Below are 20131 nucleotides of genomic sequence, written 5' to 3'. Positions count from 1 at the left end.
GCTGCGACCGGGGGGTCTCCAGCGTACGACTACGCGGGCGCGGGTGCCGGGGCTGTGGATAACCTCCGTCGCCCTGTGCGGCGCCGTGCGTCGCGGTGGCCGTACCAGGGGGCTCCGCCCCCTGGACCCCCGAAGCCTATGCCCACCCACCGCCCGACTCGGTCGCCCGAGAGGCCGAGCTCGAAGAACAGGCGAAGCCGCACCCACGACGCGCCCGGCGCCGGAGAGTCCCCCAGGACTCCCGGCGCCGGGCGTTCCCCCGCAACCCCCGTGTGCGGTGGTCTTCTCGGTCGGCTCTCGGTCGGCTCTCGGCTCAGTCCGTCGCGATCGCGTTCAGGACGTTCATGCGGCCGGCGCGGAACGCCGGGATCAGGGCGGCGATCAGGCCCACGAAGGCCGAGCCGATGAAGACCCCGATGATGGTCGGCCAGGGGATCTCCAGGACCTTCAGGCCCTGCAAGGCGAGCAGTTTCTGGGCCGTGGCGCCCCAGCCCATGCCCAGGCCGAGGCCGAGCAGGGCGCCGAAGAGGGCGATCACCACGGACTCCATGCGGATCATGCGGCGCAGCTGGCGGCGGGAGAGGCCGATGGCCCGCATGAGGCCGATCTCCCGGGTCCGCTCGACCACCGAGAGGGCGAGGGTGTTCACGACGCCGAGGACGGCGACGATGATCGCCAGGGCGAGCAGGCCGTAGATCAGGTTCAGCAGCTGGCCGATCTGGTCCTTGAGCGCCTTCTTGTAGTCGGTCTGGTCGCGCACCGTGTACTGCGGGTAGTCGTGCAGCGCGCTCTTGAGCGCCTGGTACGCGCTGTCCTGACGGCCGTCCTGGGCGGTGGCGAAGACCAGCTCGTCCAGCGGCATCTTGGCGGCCGGCACGTACGTGGCGAGCGTGGCGATGGACGTGTACTTGGCGCCGGCGTCGATGAGGCCGTCGCTGCTGGTGATCGCCCGGACGGTCAGGTGGGCCGTGCGGCCGTCCTTGAACCTGACGGCGATCTTCGAGCCGAGGTGGATGCCGTGCGCCTTGGCGAACTTGTCGTGCACGGACATCGAGTCGGGCAGGTAGGCGTCCTTGAGGTCGCCGGCGACGGTCTTGGTGCGCAGGTCGGTCGCGTACGTCGGGTCGGCGGCCGTGATGTCGGTGTCCTTGAGCGTCTTGCCGTCGGGCGTGGTGTAGTCGGCGGTGGTGGTGCGGTACTCGGTGACCCGGGCGAGCCCGGGCACCTCCTTGACGGCCCTGACCGCCTGCGGGGTGATCCGCTGGCCGCTGTCGGACTGGATGATGAAGTCCGTGCCGACGGTCTTGTCGAGCTGGTCGGAGGCGGAGGCGACCATGGAGGAGCCGACCACCGAGAGGCAGGCGACCAGCGCGAGCCCGATCATCAGGGCGGCGCCGGTGGCGCCGGTGCGGCGCGGATTGCGCAGCGCGTTGCGTTCGGCCATGCGCCCGACCGGGCCGAACATCCGCAGCAGGACGGCGCCCAGGACCCGTACGACACCGCCCGCGAGCAGCGGGCCGATGACGACGAACCCGATGAGGGAGAGGACGATGCCGAGGCCGAGCCAGGCCGAGCCCTGCGTGGCGTGCTCCGTGGCTGAGGCCAGGTAGAGGCCGTAGCCGCCCGCGCCGGTCAGCACGAGGCCGACCAGGGCGCGTATGCGGCCCGCCCGGGCGTCGGCGGGGGCGCCGGCGTCGCGCAGCGCGGCCATCGGGGAGACCTTGCCGGCGCGGCGGGCGGGCAGGTAGGCGGCGAGGACGGTGACGACGACGCCGAGGAGGAGACCGAGCACCGGGGTCGTCCAGGCGACCGTCAGATCGCTGGTCGACAGGTGCATGCCCATGGAGCCCATGAGCTTCATCAGGCCGACCGCGATGCCGACACCCGCGCCGACGCCCAGGACCGAGCCGACCACGCCGAGCAGCAGGGCCTCGACGAGCACGGACCGGTTGACCTGGCGGCGGCCGGCGCCGATGGCCCGCATCAGGCCGATCTCGCGGGTGCGCTGGGCGACCAGCATGGAGAAGGTGTTGATGATCAGGAAGATGCCGACCAGGAAGGCGATCCCGGCGAAGCCGAGCATCGCGTACTTCATGACGTCCAGGAAGCCCTCGACGCTCTTCTGGTTGGCGTCGGCGGTCTCCTTGGCGGTCTGCACCTTGTAGGCACTGCCGAGTTCACCGGCGATGTTCTTCTTCAGCCGCGCGTCCGTCACCCCCGGCGCCGCCGTCACGTTGATGTTCGTGAAGACGCCGGTCCGCCCGACGAGCGTCTGCTGGGCGGTCCGCGTGTCCAGGTAGAAGATCGCGGCGCCGGGGTTGGTGACGGTGAAGTCGGCGATGCCGGAGATCCTCGCGGTGTGCGTGCCGACCGCGCTGATGACGGCGAGTTCGTCGCCGAGCCTGAGGTGGTGCTTGTCGGCGGTGTCGGCGTCCACCATGATCTGGCCGGAGTTCGCCGGCGCCGCACCGGAGGTGATCTTCATGGTGCGGGCGTCGTTGGAGTTCCAGCTGCCGACGATGGTCGGCGCGCCGCTCGACGGCGACATGCTGTCCTTCTTGGCGTTCACCACGGTCACGGACGTCGAGAAGACCGTCCCCTCGGCCGCCTTGACGCCGTCCGCCGCACGGACCTCGGTGACCACCGAGGCCGGCATGACCGGCGGCCTGCCGTTGTCGGAGGTCGTCTCCCCGGTGCCCGAGGCGCCCTTGGCGCTGACCGTGACGTCGGACGAGGTCGCCGCGAACAGCTTGTCGAACGTCGTGTTCATGGTGTCGGTGAACACCAGCGTGCCGCACACGAACGCCACCGACAGCAGCACGGCGACCGCCGACAGGGCCATGCGCCCCTTGTGCGCGAAGAAGTTGCGCATCGAGGTCTTCAGGACGGTCATGACGTACGCCCCCGCGCGTCGAAGTCCTTCATGCGGTCCAGGACGGTGTCCGCGGTCGGCTTGAACATCTCGTCGACGATCCGGCCGTCGGCGAGGTAGAGCACGCGGTCCGCGTAGGAGGCGGCGACCGGGTCGTGCGTGACCATCACGATCGTCTGGCCGAGTTCGTCCACGGAACGGCGCAGGAAGCCGAGCACCTCCGCACCCGCGCGGGAGTCGAGGTTTCCGGTCGGCTCGTCACCGAAGATGATCTCGGGGCGGGCGGCGAGGGCGCGCGCCACGGCCACACGCTGCTGCTGACCGCCGGAGAGCTGGGTGGGGCGGTGCTTGAGCCGGTCCGCGAGCCCCACGGTGTCCACCACGCGCCCCAGCCACTCCTTGTCGGGCTTGCGCCCGGCGATGTCCATGGGAAGCGTGATGTTCTCCAGCGCGTTCAGCGTCGGCAGCAGGTTGAACGCCTGGAAGATGAACCCGATCCGGTCCCGGCGCAGCTTGGTGAGCTTCTTGTCCTTCAGGCCGGTGATCTCGGTCTCGTCCAGGTAGATCTGACCGCTCGTCACGGTGTCGAGCCCGGCGAGGCAGTGCATCAGGGTGGACTTCCCGGACCCCGAGGGGCCCATGATCGCGGTGAACTGCCCCCGCGCGATGTCCACGTCGACGTGGTCCAGGGCGACGACCCGGGTCTCTCCGGCCCCGTACGCCTTGACGACCTGCCGCGCCCGCGCGGCAACGGCCGTACGCCCTCCAGTACCCCCGTGCCTGGGAATGGTCACAGCCGATGTCACGGTATGTCTCCTAAGTCGGTCAGCGAGCGAGCAGCGTGGTGCTGCGGCTTGCCGTGCAGTGGTCGGTACGACGATGAGTCTCGCGGCCGGCAGGGGTGCTCCGCGCTGGTGCGAAGCCCCGTCTTGCCCGGGGGAAAACCCCACCCCCGCCGGTTCGGTCAGCCGCCCCCCGGCGGCATAAAGCCAGGTTAAGGACGAGCGGGGTGCCGTCTCGTCCTCCGCCGGTACGAACGCCCCCCGAGCCGTAGTACGGAGGACCCCCTAGGGGACGTCCACCGCCGGGTGGAGCCCGTCTCGGGGTCGGTCTCCACCCACCGGCCCAGGCAGCGTCCACCCTCTCGTCGCGTGAGGGTCAAGCGGCCGGGCGCCCCCACGCGTTCCCACGCGTTCCCACCAGGTGGACGCGCACTCCCGCCGCGCCGGGGCGAATGGGAAGCTGTTGTGCGCGACATAGATACATGGCGGGCGCACGGGGAGGGGATCCGGCGTGGAGAACACCAAACCCGCGACACGCGCGGCGGGGCGCGAGGCAGGGACGGGCCGGCGGGGGGCCGTGGTGGCCGCCCTGATGCTCGCCATGGCACTGCCGGCGCTCGACTCCACCGTCGTCTCCACAGCCGTACCCCAGATCGTCGGCGACCTCGGCGGCTTCTCGGTCTTCTCCTGGCTCTTCTCCGGCTATCTGCTGGCCGTCACCGTGACGCTGCCGGTGTACGGCAAGCTCTCCGACACCTTCGGCCGCAAACCGGTGCTGGTGGCGGGCGCCGCGGTGTTCCTGCTGGGGTCGCTGCTGTGCGCCCTCGCCTGGAACATGGGCGCGCTGATCGCGTTCCGGATCGTGCAGGGCCTCGGCGGCGGGGCGCTGCAGGGCACCGTGCAGACCCTCGCCGCCGACCTGTACCCGCTCAAGGAACGTCCGAAGATCCAGTCGAAGCTGTCCACGGTGTGGGCGGTGTCGGCGGTCGCCGGACCGGGGCTCGGCGGGGTGCTGGCCACCTATGCGGACTGGCGGTGGATCTTCCTCGTCAACCTGCCGATCGGCGCGGTCGCACTCTGGCTGATAGTGCGTCACCTCCACGAGCCGAAGCGCGCGCCGCGCACGCCCCCGCGAGTGGACTGGGCCGGTGCGCTGGCGGTCTTCGCCTGCGGAGGCGCGCTGCTGACGGCCCTCGTGCAGGGCGGAGTGGCGTGGGCGTGGTGGTCCGCCCCCTCCTGCGCGCTGTTCGCCACCGGGCTCGCACTGGTGGGGCTGGTGGTGTGGATCGAGCGCCGGGCGGCGGAGCCGATCATCCCGGGCTGGGTCTGGCGGCGCCGTACGATCGCCGCCGTCAACCTCGCCCTCGGCGCGCTCGGCCTGCTCATGGTGGCACCGGCGGTGTTCCTGCCCACGTACGCGCAGTCGGTCCTCGGGCTCGCGCCGGTGGCCGCCGGGTTCGTGCTGTCGGTGTGGACGCTGAGCTGGCCGATCTCGGCGGCCCTCAGCCAGCACGTGTACCGGCGGATCGGCTTCCGCGACACCGCCCTGCTCGGCATCGGCACGGCCGCGCTGATCCTGTTCGCCTTCCCCTTCCTGCCCTACCCCGGATCGGCCTGGCAGCCGACGCTGCTGATGCTCCTGCTGGGCGCCGCACTGGGCCTGTTCCAGTTGCCGCTGATCGTGGGCGTGCAGTCAACGGTCGGCTGGGAGGAGCGGGGCACGACGACCGCGTCGGTGCTGTTCTGCCGGCAGACCGGTCAGACGATCGGGGCGTCGGTGTTCGGCGCGGTCGCCAACGGGGTGCTGGCCGTACGGCTGGGCGGTGCGGGCGACCTCGACTCCGTGACGCGCGCACTCGACGACGGAACGGCCCCCGAGTCCACCCGCCACGCCATCGCGGACGCGGTCCACGCGGTGTACTTCGGGGCGGCGTGCGCGGCGGCACTGGCGTTCCTGATGCTGCTGCTCGTGGCACCACGCCGCTTCCCGGTCCTCAAGGACTGACTCCGGCATACCGGCCGTCCAGTTGCCGGAAAAGACCGCGCGCCCGTTCGCCGTTCACCACCCGGCCGGGTGAACCGGTCGCAGCATGAAGCAGGTATGAAGCAGGTATGAAGCGGCATGAAGCAGAGGGGAACTCGGCGGTCAGGACGCCGACGCTATTCCGTCGCCGCACGCCCCGTCAGGGTCATGAGGCTGTCCCGCATGTGATCCATGTGCGCCTGGACGTCGTCCCAGGTCTCCCCGTGCTCGCGCAGCACGCGCTCGGTCTCCCGGGCGATGCGGTCCTCGTGGACCCGGGCCTCCGCGAGGACCTCGGCGGCACGCGTGTGTGCCTCCTCCTCGGAGCGGCGCGCCGACTCCCCGGCCTCCTCCAGGGCCCGCTCCGCCTCCGCCAGGGCGGCCTCGGCACGGGCGATGCGTTCGGCGTTGTGCGCGTCGACCGCGGCGGCCCGCGCGGCCTCCTCACGCTCCTCCTCGGCCCAGCGTTCGGCGTGCTCCTTGGCCTGTTCGGCGAGCATCGCGATGGTGCGCTGCCGCACCTCGCGCAACGCCGCAAGGGCCTCACCCCGCCGCTCCTTGACCTCCAGGCGCGCGCCGACACGGATGTCGTCCGCCTCGGCGCGCGCGGCCAGCAGCCGCTGGCGGGCACGTTCCTCGGCGTCCGCGCGGAGCGTGTCGGCCTGCTCCTGCACCGCACAGCGCGCGCTCTCGGCACGCTCCGCGGCTTCCACGACCCCCTCCGTCAGCTCACGCCGGGCGTCCTCACGCAGGGCCTTCGCCTCCTCCAGCACGAGCCGGAAGATCCGGTGCGCGCGGTCCCCGAGCGCCTCGTACATCTGCGGAGCGAGCTGCTCGACCATGGCGCGCACCCGCTCGGACTCCGCCTCCATCTCCTTGGCGAGCACGGTGAGCCGCGCGGCACGCTCCCACGCCGCGTCCCGGTCCTCGCTGAGCGCCGCCATGAACGTGTCGACCTGATCGGGGCAGTAGCCACGCCCCCGGACGGTCACGAACTCGTACGGCGACATCGATGCGCTGCTCACCTGGAACCCCTCTCCGCCGGACCCGCACGAAATGATGATTTCGCGGACATCTTGATGGATCGGACGTAAGTGTTCATAACGCGACACTCCGCATGCCACGCTGGAAACAGCGCAAGCCATGCCAGAGGGTGAGAAGCACGTCAGGGGGCGTGAACCATCAGCCGCGCGCCCTGCGGTAGCGGATCAGCAGCAGGTCCTCGTCGACCAGGTTCACGTCCGCCAGGGCCTGGAGACCACCGAGGCCGCCCATGACGATCGCCTCCCGGACGCGGGCGTGAGCGGCGCCTCCGGGTCCGCACCAGGCGCCCCCGGCTCCGACGGCAACGGCCGCCGCCCGCGCCCCTGAACCGCCGTCAGGCACACGTGCACCGTGATCCGGCTGCGCACCTGCCAGGGGTCCAGGGTTCCGCACGCAGGCCCGCGCGGGGGCGTGGCGCTCACGGGCCTTCCAGACGCGCAGCACGGTCTCGCGGGCACACGCGCGTGGGGGCCGGTCAGGTCACCCGACCCGACCGGCCCCCATGACGGCCGACTCAGCCTCGCGATGACGGCCGACTCAGCCTCGCGTCACAGCAGACCGTCCCACATCTGCTCCAGCAGCACCGACCACCAGCTCTCCGGCGAACCGAGCGCCGCCGGGTCCAGCGAGGCCAGCTGGGCCTGGAAGTCGACGGTCCAGCGGCCCGCCTGCTCCTGGTTCAGGCCGAACCTGAGCCGCCACATCCGGCCCAGCAGGGCCAGACAGCGCGCGAACTCGGGCAGCCCCGTGTTCACGAACTGCGGCGGCACGGACGCCCCGCCCGGCCCCGCCTCCACAGGCACGGCCACGATGTTCGCGGTGCCGTACTGCACACAGAGCGCCTTGCCGAAGTCGGTCCCCATGACGAGGTACGACGCCGCGTCCGGCGCCGGCTGCAACCCGCGCTCCTGCGCCAGCTCCGCCAGCGTCGGCACCGGACGGCCCGGCTGCGCCTGCGCCCAGAAGAACGGCCCCATGTCCAGCGGCAGCCCCGCCGCCACCAGCGTGTGCGCCACGATCGGCGGCACCCCCTGCCGCGACACCGCCGCCTGCTCGAACCGGAACACGCCAGGACCGAACGCCGCCCCCAGCTCCTGCGCGATCGCCTCCGGCGGGACCGGCGGCGCGGCCTGCACCTGCGGCAACGGCGCCCGCACCGGCGCGGGCCGCGCGGGACCCGCCGCCACCTGGTGCAACTCGCCCTGATGCGCCAGCAACTGACGCATCCCCTGCTGCCGGCTGGCGTGATCCGTCCCGTACGGCGCGATGCTCGCCAGCCGCGCCTGCGGCCACTGCTCCCGGATCATCCGCGCGCAGTAGGCACCCGGCAGCTCGCACGGCTCCAGCTCCGTGTGCAGCTCCAGCACCTGGTCCGGCGGCACGTTCATCGCCCGCAGCTCGTGGAAGATCTGCCACTCCGGGTGCGGGGTGCCCGGCGCCGAACGCCGGATCAGCTGCTGCTCCGAACCGTCCTGCGCCCGGTAGCGCAGCACCGCCTGGTAGCCGGGGCCCACCGTCGGCTGCCCCTGCTGCGGGTAGCCGTACGCCGGCGGCTGACCGGGCACCGGCTGACCGGGCGGCGGCACCGCACCGGCCGGCATCGGGGGCGGCATCTGCGCGGGCATCCGCGGCGGCGTCTGCGGAGCGCCCGGCGGCATACCGGGAGCGCCCGGAGCGACCACCGGGGGTGCCGCCAGCACCGTCTCCGCGTGGTGAACCGCCGCGCCGCCGGGGGCGGGAGGCACACCGGGGGCGCCCGGGGGCTGGGGTGCGCCGGGCGCGGGAGGCACACCCGGGGCGCCCGGAGGCTGCTGCGCGCCCCCGCCCACTCCGCTCGGGCCGGCCAGCATCGTGGCGGCGTGATGCCCGTCGCCCGGGGGCACGTTGCCCGGGGGCAGGTTGCCCGGAGGCACATTGCCCGGAGGCACGTTGCCCGGACCACCCGGCGTACGGGGCGCGTCGGGGGCGCCCGGCGGACTCTGCGCGCCCGGCACCTGCGCCGGAGTCTCAGGCCCCTTGGGAACCGGCGCCGACACCATCTGCGTCGGCGCGTACCCAGCCGCCGGCGCGGGCGGCTGAGGCACGCCCGCAGGGTGGGCACCCGGCGCACCCGGCGCACCCGGCGCACCCGGCGCTCCCGGCGCTCCCGGCGGCGGAGGAGGCGCACCGGCCCCGCCACGCGCCCTGCGCGGAGGAGGCGCGGCCCTGCTCGTCGCGGCGTCCGCTATGTCACTGGCGTTCGGCGCGAGAGGCCGACCGGGAGCGGCCGGACCACCCGGTCCAGCCGGAGGAGCCGGATGCGCGGGACCCGCCGGCGGCTGAGGCGCGCCCGGAACGGCACCGGCCGGTGCCTGCGGATAGCCGTAGCTCGAAGCAGGCGGAGCAGGCGGAGCAGGCGGCGCCTGCGGGTAACCGTAAGAAGGCGCGGGCGCCTGCGGCTGAGCGGGCGCGCCCGGAGCCGCCGGTCCCTGCGGGTAACCGTACGACGAGGCGTCCCGCGGAGCCGGCTCAGGCGTACCGCCCTGCGGCGCACGGCCCCGCACGTCCCGCGCACTCGCCTCGTCGAGCGCCGGGGACACCGCCGTACGGGGCAACTGGCTGCCCCCCGCCATCAGCGCCGTCTCGGCGTCTCCCAGGGCACCGTCGGCGGCATCGCTCAGCGGCGGTGCGAACACCGTGGCGGGCAGCGGGACGGAACGGTCCTCACCGGCATCGGCGTTCGTGTCGGTACCGGCCCAAGGGGTCGCACCGGCAGGCACCTCGGGCGCACTCGACGCACCCCGCGCCCCGCCGGCCGCCCCTGCCCCGGCGCCCGCCGCGGCCGGCGGCCAGGAAGCACCACCGCTCCCCGCCGGACCGGCCCCACCCGACGCCCCCGGCACCCCGGCCTGCGTCTCGGCAAGCCCCCCGGAACCGGAACCGGCGCCGGAGCCAGAGCCGGAAACGGAACCCGCACCCGCCGACGCCCCGCCACCCCCCGACCGCCCATCCGGAATACCCAGCTTGTCCGCCGCCTCCTGGAGCCACTCCGGCGGACTCAACAGGAACGACGTCTGATTCAGGTCCACCCGCGCCGCGGGCGCCGGCACCGCGTCGGCGACCTCCGCCTCACGGCCGTACACCTCCTCGTACCGGCGGACCACCTCGCCCACCGGCAGCGCCGGCCACAGCGTGGCCTCGCCGCTGTCCCGGGCGATGACCAGCCGCTGCCCGCCCGCGTCCGACCGCGGCCCCTCCGCCCGGTCCTCACCCCACACCACGAACCCGAGGCCGAACTCCCGCACCCGCACCTCACGATGCTGGTACGCCGGCACATCACCGTTGATCCACTCTTCCGCGCGCTCCTGCGCCTGCGCGAACGTCACCATGCCGGACCTCACTCCCCCGAGCCGTCGGAAGACACCGGCACGGCACGCGCGAAACCACCGTCGGCCATCAGGTTCGCCACCGTCTCCAACTCCGGCGGAGACCCCGCCAGTCGCGACAGGAACACATCGAAGTCCTCACCGCACGGCAGCAGCAGACGCTCCACCCGCTCCGCCGGCGGCAACCCCGGATCCACGTCACGCGCGTCGTCGTACGCGCAGAACCACACCGAACCCAGCCGGTCGCCCTTCACCTTCACCGCCAGCAGGCCACCCTGCACAAAGCTGACGCCCAGGTAGTCCTTGGTCAGATGGTCACGCAGGCACTTGTTGACATACACGAGGTCGTTCACCGCCGCCTCGTCGCGGACCGTGAAGAACGGCTGGTCCAGCAGCAGTCCGAGACCGGCGTCCAACGCCGTGCCCACCGGCGCGCAGCCACCCGCCGCCTTCAGGAACGTGCGGTACGCACCCGGCAGCCGGTACCCGAGGTCCTCCTCGACCCCCTGCACCTGCGACTCCGACACCGCCACACCCGACTTCGGCAGCCCGAAATGCGCCGGACGGGTCTCCTGCAACGGCCGCGTCCCCCGCTTTCCGTGGTCCACCCGAGCCGTCGCCACCCCGCCGTGATGCCGCAGCAACGCCTTCACCTCGACCGGGACCAGCTCCAGCCGCCGCGACCCGACCACGTGATGCCACGTCCAGCCGTGCGGCGTCGCCACCGCCGGCACCGTGTCCCACAGTTCATGACCCGAAGCCGCCAGCACCGCGTTCGCGGACACGAAGTCCGTCAGCCGCAACTCGTCGACACCGAAGCCCTCCGGCGGATCGGCGATCTCCGCCGCCGCGCGCGCGTACGGCGAGAAGTCCGGATAGCCACGCTCGTCGACCCGTACCCCTCTCGGGTGACGTGCCGCCCGGACCGGATCCGGGAAGTGCACGACCTGCCCGGCGTAGGCCGCGTTCGGCGGCGCGGCCTGTCCCCCGGCCTGGCCGCTGGGCGGCGCCCCCAGCCCGAGCCGACCTGTCGTCATGACGGATGCCCCCTGCGGCACTCTGTACGGACCGGTACCACACCCCTGCGGCGCGCCACGGCCCGTATCCGGCTGTCTCTCCCACGTCCCAGACGCGTCGACCGCGCCCATCGCGGTGCCGACAGCCTATGCGGTACCCGAACCCCGGTCACCGGCCCTCCGGTTCCGTGACCAGCCGTCACCCCGCCGTGACAGCGCGCCCAAACCCGGGCGTGTCGCACCGCCCCAGCTACCGCACCCGCCACAGGATTTGGCAGTCTGTGACTTTCGGGGGGATGCCCGGGAGGGGAAGACGATCATGAACACCACACAGACGGGACCGCACACCGCCATGTCCGGCGCCATCCACGGCGCCACCCACGGCACCACCGACGGCGACCCCCGCATCGGCTGGAGCAGCGCCGAGACACCTCCCGTCCCCACCCTCCAGCACCGCCGCGACGGCATCCTGCCCACCGTCGCCGCCGCCCTCTCCGTCCGCGGCGCCACCCTCACCGGCACCGCCGCCCGCGGCGACCAGCCGCCCCCGCTGCACCCGCTGGTCCAGGAGTTCCTCGACACCCTCCCCAGCGGACAGCGCGACCGCTTCACCGGCCGCTGCGCCGAAGCCATCCTCATCTCACGGCACATCAGCGCCGCCGACAGCGCCCGCAGCAAACGCGCCGCCCGCAAACCCATGACCAACGGCGAAGCCCGCAAATCCCTCAAGCAGGCCAAGCTCACCGCCCGCCGCATACGCGAGGACGGCGACCCCCTGCACGGCAGCTTCGCCGCCCCCTGCCGGGCCTGTGCCGCCCTCACCGCCCACTTCGGCGTCCGCGTCGTCGACCCCACCACCGACGCCTGACGCACCCACCACCCCCACGCACCGCACGGACACCCGGCCACCCGGCCAACACGGCCAGACACCCGCACCCGCACCCGCACCACACACGAACGAAGGGCAGATGCACGCCGACCGCACCTCCTCCACACGCTTCTCCGTGCCCGTCGACGCAGCCCTGCGCACCGCCGGCTGGCTCCCCGGACGCTGGGACATAAAGCAGGCCGAAATCTGGGCCGACACCCTGCGCGACCACGCCTCACCCGCCGGCCACCGGCACGCCGTCTTCCCCGCCGCCGTCGAAGCCTGGGCCGAGTTCGGCGGCCTGCACATCAACCCGACCGGCACCGGCCGCCAGATCGCCCCCGCCGCACTCCACATCGACCCCCTGCACGGCCTCCACCTCGCCCGCACCCTCGGCGACCTCGGCCGAGCCCTCGACACCGAGCTCTGCCCCCTCGGCGCGGAAACCGACACCCACTCGCTCCTCGCCATCGACGCCGAAGGCCGTGTCTACACCCTCGACCACACCGGCGACTGGTACCTCGGCCCCGACATCGACCGCGCCCTGACCACCCTCATCACCGGCCTCGCACCCCAGCGCCTCACCACCCAGGCGTAACCAGACGGTCAGACCGCCGGTATCACCGCCGACACCCGAAACCCCCCGGCATCGGTCGGCCCGGACACGAACACCCCACCCAGCCCCAGCACCCGCTCACGCATCCCCACCAGACCGTTCCCACCCGAGGGCAGCCCGGCCGACCCCGCCGACGCCGGCTCCGGCGGCGGCTCGTTCTCCACCTGCATCGCGATCTCCGCCACCCGATGCGCCAGCCGCACATGCGTCTTCGCACCCGCCGCATGCTTGTGGACGTTCGTCAGCGCCTCCTGCACCACCCGGAACGCCGTCTGCTCGATCTCCGCCGCGTACGACCGCACCGCACCCTCGACCGACAGATCCACCACCATCCCCGCCGCCGCCGACTGCCCGATCAGCACCTCCAACTCCGACAGCCACGGACCCTCCTCCTCCGCCGCCATCCGAGAAGCCGCCGCCGCGGCCGCCACCCCCACAGCAGCCAACGGCACCGCAGCCGACGCCGACGCCGACACCGAAGCCGACGCGGACACCGAAGCCGTACGGCGCTGAGCGGCCTCCCCCGACCGCAGCACACCCAACATCTCCCGCAGCTCCGTCAACGCCTGGCGCCCCATGTCACCCACCAGCGCCGCGTTCCTCACCGCCTTCTCCGGGTCCTTCCGCGCCACCGCCTGCAACGCCGCCGCATGCACCACCATCAACGACACCCGGTGCGCGACCACGTCATGCATCTCACGCGCGATCCGCGTCCGCTCCTCACCCCGGGCCCACTCCGCCCGCTCCTCCGCCCGCTCCGCGAGCAACTGAAGCTCCCGCTCCAGACTGTCCGCCCGCTCCCGCAGGCTCTCCATCAGCCGCCGCCGCGCACCCACATACAGCCCCAGCAGCACCGGCGGAGCGGTCAGCCCCAGCGAGGTGGCCACCGCCGCGAAGGGCACGAACCAGTCCCCCAGCGTCAGATCACCCCGCGCCATGTCCTGCTTCACCCGCACGAACGTCACGATCATCATCCCCACCAGCGACATGCCCGCCAGCGCCACGATGATCCGCCGCGGCAGCTCCGCCGCGGCAAGGGTGTACAGGCCGACGATGCCCATCAGGAAACCCATCTGGGCCGGCGTGATCGCGATCGCGACCAGCACCACGGCGATCGGCCACTTCCGGCGCAGCACCAGCACGGAACCGGCCAGCAGACCGAACACCACCCCCGCCGACACCGGGATCCCCGCGTCGCGCGCGAACGGAATCCCCTCCGCGGCGCACTCCAGCGCCGACACCAGCGCGAGCACCACGTCCAGCACCGCGCTACGCCACCGCGACCACCACCACGGCCCGGTCAAGGCCGTCGCGTGGTCTGCCCCCGTCGTGGTCATGCCTCAAGCCTACGGGCGCGAGGGTGGGCTTTTCCGGTGAGTTTCGTCTACTCGCCTACACCACACTCCGTAACCCGAACAACACCAAAACCCCTCGGTATCGCTCGAACTGCTGAACCATCCCCGTTCGACCCCGGAACCGATCATTCCGCCCGGATGGTATGCCCATGGCACATCCAGACAACACGTACCAGGACTTCGAGAGCCTGCGGGACCAGGCGGTGGAACTACGGCGGACAGGACTCAGCCGCCGCCAGATCCGCGACCGCCTGCACGTCCACAACAACGACATCCTCAACCGCCTCCTGGAAGGCGAGCCCCCACCGGAATGGACAAGGCGCCCGAACGCGAAGGACGACCTGAGGGAAAGGGCGCGGGAGCTGCGACTCCAGGGATGGACGTACAACCAGATCCAAGCCGAGTTGGGGTGCTCGAAGAGCTCAGTCTCCCTCTGGGTACGAGATCTGCCACGCCCAGAGCCCAAGTGCACACCCGAGGAGCAGCGGGCCCGCATGAACGCGGGACTGGCGCGATTTCACGCCTCCCGGGACCTCGAACGTACAGCGACGAAGCAGGAAGCCGCAGCCGCCATCGGGGACTTGTCGGACCGGGAGCTGTTCATCGCGGGTGTCGCCCTCTACTGGGCCGAAGGCTCCAAGGGCAAGCCGTACCGGCGCACCGAGGTCCTGCAGTTCATCAACAGTGATCCCAACGTGATCAGGCTCTTCCTCGGATGGCTCGACCTGCTCGAGGTGGCACGGGACCGCCTCACCCTGCGGGTGAGCATCCACGAGACGGCGGACGTCCGGGCCGCCGAGGAGTTCTGGGCAGATGTCGCGGGCGTCGAGGCATCCGCCTTCAGCAAAGCGACACTGAAGAAGCACAACCCCAGGACGGTCCGGAAGAACACCGGTGACTCCTATCACGGATGCCTCGTGATCTACGTCCGGCAGAGCGCCGACTTGTACCGTCGCATGGAAGGCGCCTGGTACGGCATAGTAGGAGGCGCCACTCGACGACCTGACTAAATGTCCGGTTTAGTCGGAAATATTCCCCCGTGGTGTAATTGGCAGCACTGTGGCTTTTGGTGCCATATGTCCGGGTTCGAGTCCTGGCGGGGGAGCCCTGCTCGGTTCGGGCCCTGACAGCACCGTCAGGGCCCTCTCTCATGTCCCCCACGAAACGCCCCGGTATCCTGCGGATGTCACCCCCACCCGTCCAAAAGCCGAAGGGCAACTCCGTGAGCGCCATTCGCCCGGCAGCCGTCGTCGTTCTCGCAGCGGGCGAGGGCACCCGTATGAAGTCGGCCACACCGAAGGTCCTGCATGAGATCTGCGGCCGTTCCCTGGTGGGTCATGTGCTCGCCGCGTCGCGTGAGTTGGACCCCGAGAACCTGGTCGTCGTCGTCGGGCACGCGCGCGAGCAGGTCGCCGCTCACCTCGGTGAGGTCGACGCCGCCGTGCGTACCGCCGTGCAGGAGCGGCAGAACGGCACCGGGCACGCGGTGCGGATGGCGCTGGAGGAGTTGGGCGGGGCGGTCGAGGGGACCGTGGTCGTGGTCTGCGGTGACACCCCGCTGCTGACCGGGGCGACGTTGAAGGGGCTCGCCGAGGCGCATCACGGCGATGGAAACGCCGTGACGGTGTTGACGGCGGAGGTGCCGGACGCGACGGGTTACGGCCGTATCGTGCGCGACGCGGTCTCCGGGGCTGTGACGGCCATCGTGGAGCACAAGGACGCCTCCGCGGCGCAGCGGGCGATCCGGGAGATCAATTCCGGGGTGTTCGCGTTCGACGGGCGGTTGCTCGCGGACGCGTTGGGGAAGGTGCGGACGAACAACAGCCAGGGTGAGGAGTACCTGACGGACGTTCTCGGGATCCTGCGGGAGGCCGGGCACGGGGTCGGGGCCTGGGTGGCGGGTGATCATCGGGAGATCGCCGGGATCAACAACCGGGTGCAGTTGGCTCAGGCGCGGCGGATCCTCAACGACCGGTTGTTGGAGCGGGCGATGCTCGATGGTGTGACCGTGGTGGATCCGGCCACGACGTGGGTCGACGTGACGGTCACGTTCGAGCAGGATGTCGTCGTTCACCCGGGGACGCAGTTGCAGGGGTCCACGCATCTTGCGCAGGGTGCGGAGGTCGGGCCGAACAGCCGGCTGAAGGACACCCGGGTGGGTGCGGGGGCGCGGGTGGACAACACGGTGTCCTATTCCTCTCATATCGGTGCGGGTGCGTCCGTGGGACCGTATGCCTATCTGCGGCCGGGGACCCGGCTGGGGGCGAAGGGCAAGATCGGTACGTACGTGGAGACGAAGAACGCGTCGATCGGGGAGGGTACGAAGATTCCGCATCTCTCCTATGTGGGTGACGCGACGATCGGTGAGTACTCGAACATCGGTGCGGCCAGTGTGTTTGTGAACTACGACGGGGAGAGCAAGCACCACACCACGGTGGGGTCGCACTGCAAGACGGGTTCGGACAACATGTTTGTGGCGCCTGTCACGATCGGGGACGGTGCGTACACCGCTGCCGGGTCTGTGATCACGAAGGATGTGCCGCCCGGTTCGCTGGCCGTGGCCCGCGGTCAGCAGCGGAATATCGAGGGCTGGGTGGCTCGTAAGCGTCCGGGGAGTTCGGCGGCGAAGGCCGCGGAGGCGGCTTCCCGGCGGGGCGCGAACGAGGACTGACCGGAAACAGGTGCGCCGAAGACGTCGTACCGTGATAAGTGCACACCCGCACCTAACCAGCTGATTCGCTTCCGCGCCCGGCACACGGGGCGCTGGAGTTCCGGCTGTACGGCTGAGAACCTCTGAGGAGACAGTGCTGTGACCGGGATCAAGACGACCGGCGAGAAGAAGATGATGTTCTTCTCCGGCCGCGCCCACCCCGAGCTTGCCGAGGAGGTCGCCCAGCAGTTGGGTGTCGGGGTCGTCCCGACGAAGGCCTTCGACTTCGCGAACGGTGAGATCTACGTCCGTTATCAGGAGTCGGCGCGTGGTGCCGACTGCTTTGTGATCCAGAGCCACACGGCTCCGATCAACCAGTGGATCATGGAGCAGTTGATCATGATCGACGCGCTGAAGCGGGCGTCGGCGCGGTCCATCACGGTGATCGTGCCGTTCTACGGTTACGCGCGGCAGGACAAGAAGCACCGGGGTCGTGAACCGATCTCGGCGCGGCTGGTCGCGGATCTGATGAAGACGGCGGGCGCGGACCGGATCCTGACCGTGGATCTGCACACGGACCAGATCCAGGGTTTCTTCGACGGCCCGGTGGACCACCTGTTCGCGCTTCCGCTGCTCGCGGACTACGTGGGCGGGAAGGTGGACAAGGGCAAGTTGACCGTGGTGTCCCCGGATGCCGGCCGGGTGCGGGTGGCGGACCGGTGGTGCGACCGGCTGGGTGCGCCTCTGGCCATCGTGCACAAGCGGCGCGACAAGGACGTGGCGAACCAGGTCACTGTGCATGAGGTCGTGGGTGAGGTCGAGGGCCGGGTGTGCGTGCTGGTCGACGACATGATCGACACGGGTGGCACCATCTGTGCGGCGGCGGACGCGTTGTTCGCGCACGGTGCCGAGGACGTGATCGTCACGGCCACGCACGGTGTGCTGTCGGGTCCGGCGGCTGATCGGCTGAAGAACTCGCGGGTGAGCGAGTTCGTGCTGACGAACACGCTGCCGACGCCGGGTGAGCTGAGCCGGGATCTGGACAAGATCACGGTGCTGTCGATCGCGCCGACGATCGCGAGTGCGGTGCGTGAGGTGTTCGAGGACGGTTCGGTGACGAGCCTGTTCGACGAGCAGTGAGGTTTCTGCACCGGCTGCGCTGACCGCCGCTGGTGATCCTTTTGGGTGCGGCCTCCCTCTCCGAGTAGACTGCTCAGGTTGCTCGGCGAGGGAGGCCGTGCCTGTTTCGTGCAGGTGTCGGCGGTCCGTTATCGACGCGCTCTTCGTAGCAGGCCGTTCGTGGCCGGGTAACCACGTCCGTCTCTACCTACGAGGAGTGATCACATGTCCGAGGTGAAGATCGCCGCCCAGACGCGCACCGAGTTCGGCAAGGGTGCCGCGCGCCGTATCCGTCGTGACAGCAAGGTCCCCGGTGTCCTGTACGGCCACGGTTCGGACCCGATCCACCTGACTCTGCCGGGCCACGACCTGCTGCTCGCGCTGCGTACGTCGAACGTCCTGATCTCCCTGGACATCGACGGCAAGTCCAACGAGCTGGCGATCCCGAAGTCCGTGCAGCGCGACCCGATCAAGGGCTTCCTTGAGCACGTCGACCTGCAGCTCGTCAAGCGCGGCGAGAAGGTCACGGTCGAGATCCCGGTGCACACCGAGGGCGAGCTGGCCCCCGGCGGCTACCTGCTGGAGCACGTGCTGAACGCGCTGCCGGTCGAGGCCGAGGCCACCCACATCCCCGAGGCCGTCTCCGTCTCCGTCGAGGGCCTGGAGGCCGGCGCGTCCGTCCTCGCCAAGGACATCACCCTGCCGTCCGGCGTGACCCTGGCCGTCGAGGAGGACGCGGTCGTCCTCCAGGTCCTGTCCGCGCAGGCGGAGGAGGGCGCGGGCGAGAACGAGGGCGAGGAGGCGGCCGAAGCCTGAGCCGTCGGTTCAGGTGCCGTCTGCTGGACAGGCGCCCGGCGCTGGTGGCTGTGCCCACCCTCCCCCACGCTCGGCTTCGCTCGCGCGGGGGACCCCCATCGCCTTGCGGAACGCCTGCCCCCAGCGGTAGCCATACGGCAGGCGGCCGCCACACACCGGTAGCCATACGGTGGTCGGCGGCCGCACGCCGGCAGCCATGCGGCAGGCGGCCGCCGCGGTGGGCCGTGAGTGGTAAGCGGTTGTTCGACGGTCAGCCGCCGTTCCCCCGGGAGCGGCGGCTGGCGCGTATGAAGGAGACATGGACGTGACCACCCCCGCAGGCGGCGCCTCCGCAGGCGCGCCCTGGCTGATCGTCGGGCTCGGTAATCCGGGGCCTGAGTACGCGATGAACCGGCACAACGTCGGGTTCATGGTCGTGGAGTTGCTCGCCGGGCGGATCGGGGGGAAGTTCAAGCGGGCCGGGAAGGCGCAGGCGCAGGTCGTGGAGGGGCGGCTGGGGGCGCCGGGGCCGGCGAGCCGGCGGGTGATCCTGGCCAAGCCGATGTCGTTCATGAACCTCTCCGGTGGTCCGGTGAACGCGCTGCGCGATTTCTACAAGGTGCCGTTGGCGAACGTCGTGGCGGTCCATGACGAGCTCGACATCGACTACGGCGTGCTCCGTCTCAAGCTGGGCGGCGGCGACAACGGGCACAACGGGCTGAAGTCGATGACGAAGGCGATGGGTCCTGACTATCACCGGGTGCGGTTCGGGATCGGGCGGCCTCCGGGTCGTATGCAGGTGGCCGACTTCGTGCTGAAGGACTTCTCCTCGACGGAGCGCAAGGAGCTGGACTACTTCGTGGACCGGGCCGCCGACGCGGTGGAGGCGCTGGTCACCGAGGGGTTGGAGCGGGCGCAAAGTTCGTACAACTCCTGACTTGTCCCCCATGGCAGTTGACCCGCCGTGGGGACATGGCCAATGATCCCGGCCATGCCTGCTGCCTCTGCCGCCTCCTCCCGTACGGCCCCGGTCGACGCGCTGCGTGTCGTGTCGATGGGCGCGGTCGCCGTGCTGATCCTGGTCGCCGGGGTGTGGGGGTCCTGGGGCACCGCGCAGCACGTGATGCTGACGAAGGGCAAGGAGCGGGGCACGGTCAGGGTGACGGCGTGCGGTGCGGATACCTGCACGGGACCGTTCACCCCGGTGTCGGCGGGTGCGTCGGCGCGTGCCGCCGTGGTCATCGGCAAGTCGGTCGCGGTGCGCAAGGGGCAGACGTACGACGTGATCGTGAAGCCCGGCACCGATGATGTGGTCCGGTCCGGTCCCGCCGGGGTTCTGTACGCCTGGGTGCCGCTCGGCGGTGCGTTGCTGCTGGCGTCGGTGGTGGTGGCGGGGGGCTTGCGGCTGCGCCGGGCGGCGTGGGTGCTGGGTGGTTCGGGGCTCGCGCTGCTGACGGTGGCGTTCGCCGCGGTGCAGTGAGACGAGTCGTGCGGTGAGACGAGTGGTGCCCCCGGGGTGTACGACCCCGGGGCTCTCGTGGTCGGCGACCTCGGCGCGGCGATCGCCGCGACCGGGGAGTCACGAAGGCTGGCGCGCGAGACCAGCCAGACGATGATGTACGCGCT

16 protein-coding genes and 1 tRNA gene are annotated in these 20131 nt (G+C 71.2%); 10 read left to right on the top strand and 7 right to left on the bottom strand.

Annotated features, from left to right (window positions below; translation table 11 throughout):
• Positions 1 to 313: 313 nt before the first annotated feature.
• Together AB0P24_RS36720 and AB0P24_RS36715 are read right to left on the bottom strand one after the other, a co-directional pair.
• On the bottom strand, positions 314 to 2893 hold the full coding sequence (locus tag AB0P24_RS36720) for an FtsX-like permease family protein (protein WP_365801750.1): 2580 nt from the start codon (positions 2891 to 2893) through the stop codon (positions 314 to 316).
• On the bottom strand, positions 2890 to 3678 hold the full coding sequence (locus tag AB0P24_RS36715; protein ID WP_181808137.1) for an ABC transporter ATP-binding protein: 789 nt from the start codon (positions 3676 to 3678) through the stop codon (positions 2890 to 2892). The genes AB0P24_RS36720 and AB0P24_RS36715 overlap by 4 nt, the downstream gene beginning before the upstream one ends.
• Positions 3679 to 4165: 487 nt before the next feature.
• On the opposite strand from AB0P24_RS36715, the gene AB0P24_RS36710 reads away from it, so the two are divergent.
• Complete coding sequence (locus tag AB0P24_RS36710; protein ID WP_365801748.1) at positions 4166 to 5659, top strand: MFS transporter; 1494 nt, start codon at positions 4166 to 4168, stop codon at positions 5657 to 5659.
• Between the two features lie 155 nt (positions 5660 to 5814).
• On the opposite strand, the gene AB0P24_RS36705 is transcribed toward AB0P24_RS36710, so the two are convergent.
• The 4 genes from AB0P24_RS36705 to AB0P24_RS36690 all read right to left on the bottom strand — a co-directional run bounded on the left by AB0P24_RS36705 (position 5815) and on the right by AB0P24_RS36690 (position 11123).
• Positions 5815 to 6702, bottom strand: a complete 888-nt coding sequence (locus AB0P24_RS36705; protein ID WP_365801746.1) for a cellulose-binding protein — start codon at positions 6700 to 6702, stop codon at positions 5815 to 5817.
• Positions 6703 to 6859: 157 nt separating this feature from the next.
• The gene (locus tag AB0P24_RS36700; protein ID WP_365801744.1) at positions 6860 to 7063 is read right to left on the bottom strand and encodes a hypothetical protein; all 204 of its coding nucleotides are present in this window, start codon (positions 7061 to 7063) and stop codon (positions 6860 to 6862) included.
• A gap of 206 nt (positions 7064 to 7269) precedes the next feature.
• Positions 7270 to 10089: an SUKH-4 family immunity protein gene (locus AB0P24_RS36695; RefSeq protein WP_365801742.1), complete on the bottom strand. Its 2820-nt coding sequence runs from the start codon at positions 10087 to 10089 to the stop codon at positions 7270 to 7272.
• A gap of 8 nt (positions 10090 to 10097) precedes the next feature.
• A complete protein-coding gene (locus AB0P24_RS36690; protein WP_365801740.1) occupies positions 10098 to 11123 on the bottom strand; it encodes an SMI1/KNR4 family protein in 1026 nt (341 codons plus the stop codon).
• A 331-nt stretch (positions 11124 to 11454) separates the two neighbouring features.
• On the opposite strand from AB0P24_RS36690, the gene AB0P24_RS36685 reads away from it, so the two are divergent.
• Together AB0P24_RS36685 and AB0P24_RS36680 are read left to right on the top strand one after the other, a co-directional pair.
• Complete coding sequence (locus tag AB0P24_RS36685) at positions 11455 to 11970, top strand: YwqJ-related putative deaminase (RefSeq protein WP_365801807.1); 516 nt, start codon at positions 11455 to 11457, stop codon at positions 11968 to 11970.
• Between the two features lie 100 nt (positions 11971 to 12070).
• The gene (locus tag AB0P24_RS36680; protein WP_365801738.1) at positions 12071 to 12568 is read left to right on the top strand and encodes an SUKH-3 domain-containing protein; all 498 of its coding nucleotides are present in this window, start codon (positions 12071 to 12073) and stop codon (positions 12566 to 12568) included.
• Between the two features lie 8 nt (positions 12569 to 12576).
• Here the strand turns inward: AB0P24_RS36680 and AB0P24_RS36675 are convergent, their stop codons facing one another.
• Complete coding sequence (locus tag AB0P24_RS36675) at positions 12577 to 13923, bottom strand: histidine kinase (RefSeq protein WP_365801736.1); 1347 nt, start codon at positions 13921 to 13923, stop codon at positions 12577 to 12579.
• Positions 13924 to 14090: 167 nt separating this feature from the next.
• Here AB0P24_RS36675 and AB0P24_RS36670 point away from each other — a divergent pair, with 167 nt between their 5' ends.
• The 7 genes from AB0P24_RS36670 to AB0P24_RS36640 all read left to right on the top strand — a co-directional run bounded on the left by AB0P24_RS36670 (position 14091) and on the right by AB0P24_RS36640 (position 19985).
• The gene (locus tag AB0P24_RS36670) at positions 14091 to 14951 is read left to right on the top strand and encodes a hypothetical protein (protein WP_365801734.1); all 861 of its coding nucleotides are present in this window, start codon (positions 14091 to 14093) and stop codon (positions 14949 to 14951) included.
• Between the two features lie 23 nt (positions 14952 to 14974).
• A tRNA-Gln gene (locus tag AB0P24_RS36665) sits at positions 14975 to 15046 on the top strand.
• Positions 15047 to 15163: 117 nt separating this feature from the next.
• Positions 15164 to 16612 (top strand): bifunctional UDP-N-acetylglucosamine diphosphorylase/glucosamine-1-phosphate N-acetyltransferase GlmU, encoded by a 1449-nt coding sequence (glmU, locus tag AB0P24_RS36660; RefSeq protein ID WP_365801732.1) that lies wholly within the window; start codon positions 15164 to 15166, stop codon positions 16610 to 16612.
• Between the two features lie 138 nt (positions 16613 to 16750).
• Positions 16751 to 17731, top strand: a complete 981-nt coding sequence (locus tag AB0P24_RS36655) for a ribose-phosphate diphosphokinase (protein WP_234533367.1) — start codon at positions 16751 to 16753, stop codon at positions 17729 to 17731.
• Positions 17732 to 17935: 204 nt separating this feature from the next.
• Positions 17936 to 18526 carry a 50S ribosomal protein L25/general stress protein Ctc gene (locus AB0P24_RS36650; RefSeq protein ID WP_365801730.1) on the top strand — a complete coding sequence of 197 codons (591 nt, stop codon included), beginning with the start codon at positions 17936 to 17938 and terminating at the stop codon, positions 18524 to 18526.
• A 298-nt stretch (positions 18527 to 18824) separates the two neighbouring features.
• The gene (gene pth / locus AB0P24_RS36645) at positions 18825 to 19442 is read left to right on the top strand and encodes an aminoacyl-tRNA hydrolase (RefSeq protein ID WP_365801728.1); all 618 of its coding nucleotides are present in this window, start codon (positions 18825 to 18827) and stop codon (positions 19440 to 19442) included.
• Positions 19443 to 19484: 42 nt separating this feature from the next.
• Positions 19485 to 19985, top strand: a complete 501-nt coding sequence (locus AB0P24_RS36640; protein WP_365801726.1) for a hypothetical protein — start codon at positions 19485 to 19487, stop codon at positions 19983 to 19985.
• The last annotated feature ends 146 nt before the right edge of the window (positions 19986 to 20131 follow it).

Origin of the sequence: Streptomyces sp. NPDC086519, assembly GCF_040686075.1 — a bacterium.
In the GTDB taxonomy this organism is placed as follows: Bacteria; Actinomycetota; Actinomycetes; order Streptomycetales; family Streptomycetaceae; genus Streptomyces; species Streptomyces shenzhenensis.
Note: the sequence above shows the minus strand (reverse complement) of the source record. Positions and strands in the feature narration are given on the sequence as shown.

What these genes read in the sequence shown, in the direction of transcription:
- AB0P24_RS36670 (WP_365801734.1), top strand. Translation starts at nt 14,091, where the DNA reads ATGGCACATCCAGACAACACGTACCAGGACTTCGAGAGCCTGCGGGAC.
- pth (WP_365801728.1), top strand. Translation starts at nt 18,825, where the DNA reads ATGGACGTGACCACCCCCGCAGGCGGCGCCTCCGCAGGCGCGCCCTGG.
- AB0P24_RS36680 (WP_365801738.1), top strand. Translation starts at nt 12,071, where the DNA reads ATGCACGCCGACCGCACCTCCTCCACACGCTTCTCCGTGCCCGTCGAC.
- AB0P24_RS36720 (WP_365801750.1), bottom strand. Translation starts at nt 2,893, where the DNA reads ATGACCGTCCTGAAGACCTCGATGCGCAACTTCTTCGCGCACAAGGGG.
- AB0P24_RS36690 (WP_365801740.1), bottom strand. Translation starts at nt 11,123, where the DNA reads ATGACGACAGGTCGGCTCGGGCTGGGGGCGCCGCCCAGCGGCCAGGCC.
- AB0P24_RS36640 (WP_365801726.1), top strand. Translation starts at nt 19,485, where the DNA reads ATGATCCCGGCCATGCCTGCTGCCTCTGCCGCCTCCTCCCGTACGGCC.
- AB0P24_RS36650 (WP_365801730.1), top strand. Translation starts at nt 17,936, where the DNA reads ATGTCCGAGGTGAAGATCGCCGCCCAGACGCGCACCGAGTTCGGCAAG.
- AB0P24_RS36675 (WP_365801736.1), bottom strand. Translation starts at nt 13,923, where the DNA reads ATGACCACGACGGGGGCAGACCACGCGACGGCCTTGACCGGGCCGTGG.
- AB0P24_RS36685 (WP_365801807.1), top strand. Translation starts at nt 11,455, where the DNA reads ATGTCCGGCGCCATCCACGGCGCCACCCACGGCACCACCGACGGCGAC.
- AB0P24_RS36695 (WP_365801742.1), bottom strand. Translation starts at nt 10,089, where the DNA reads ATGGTGACGTTCGCGCAGGCGCAGGAGCGCGCGGAAGAGTGGATCAAC.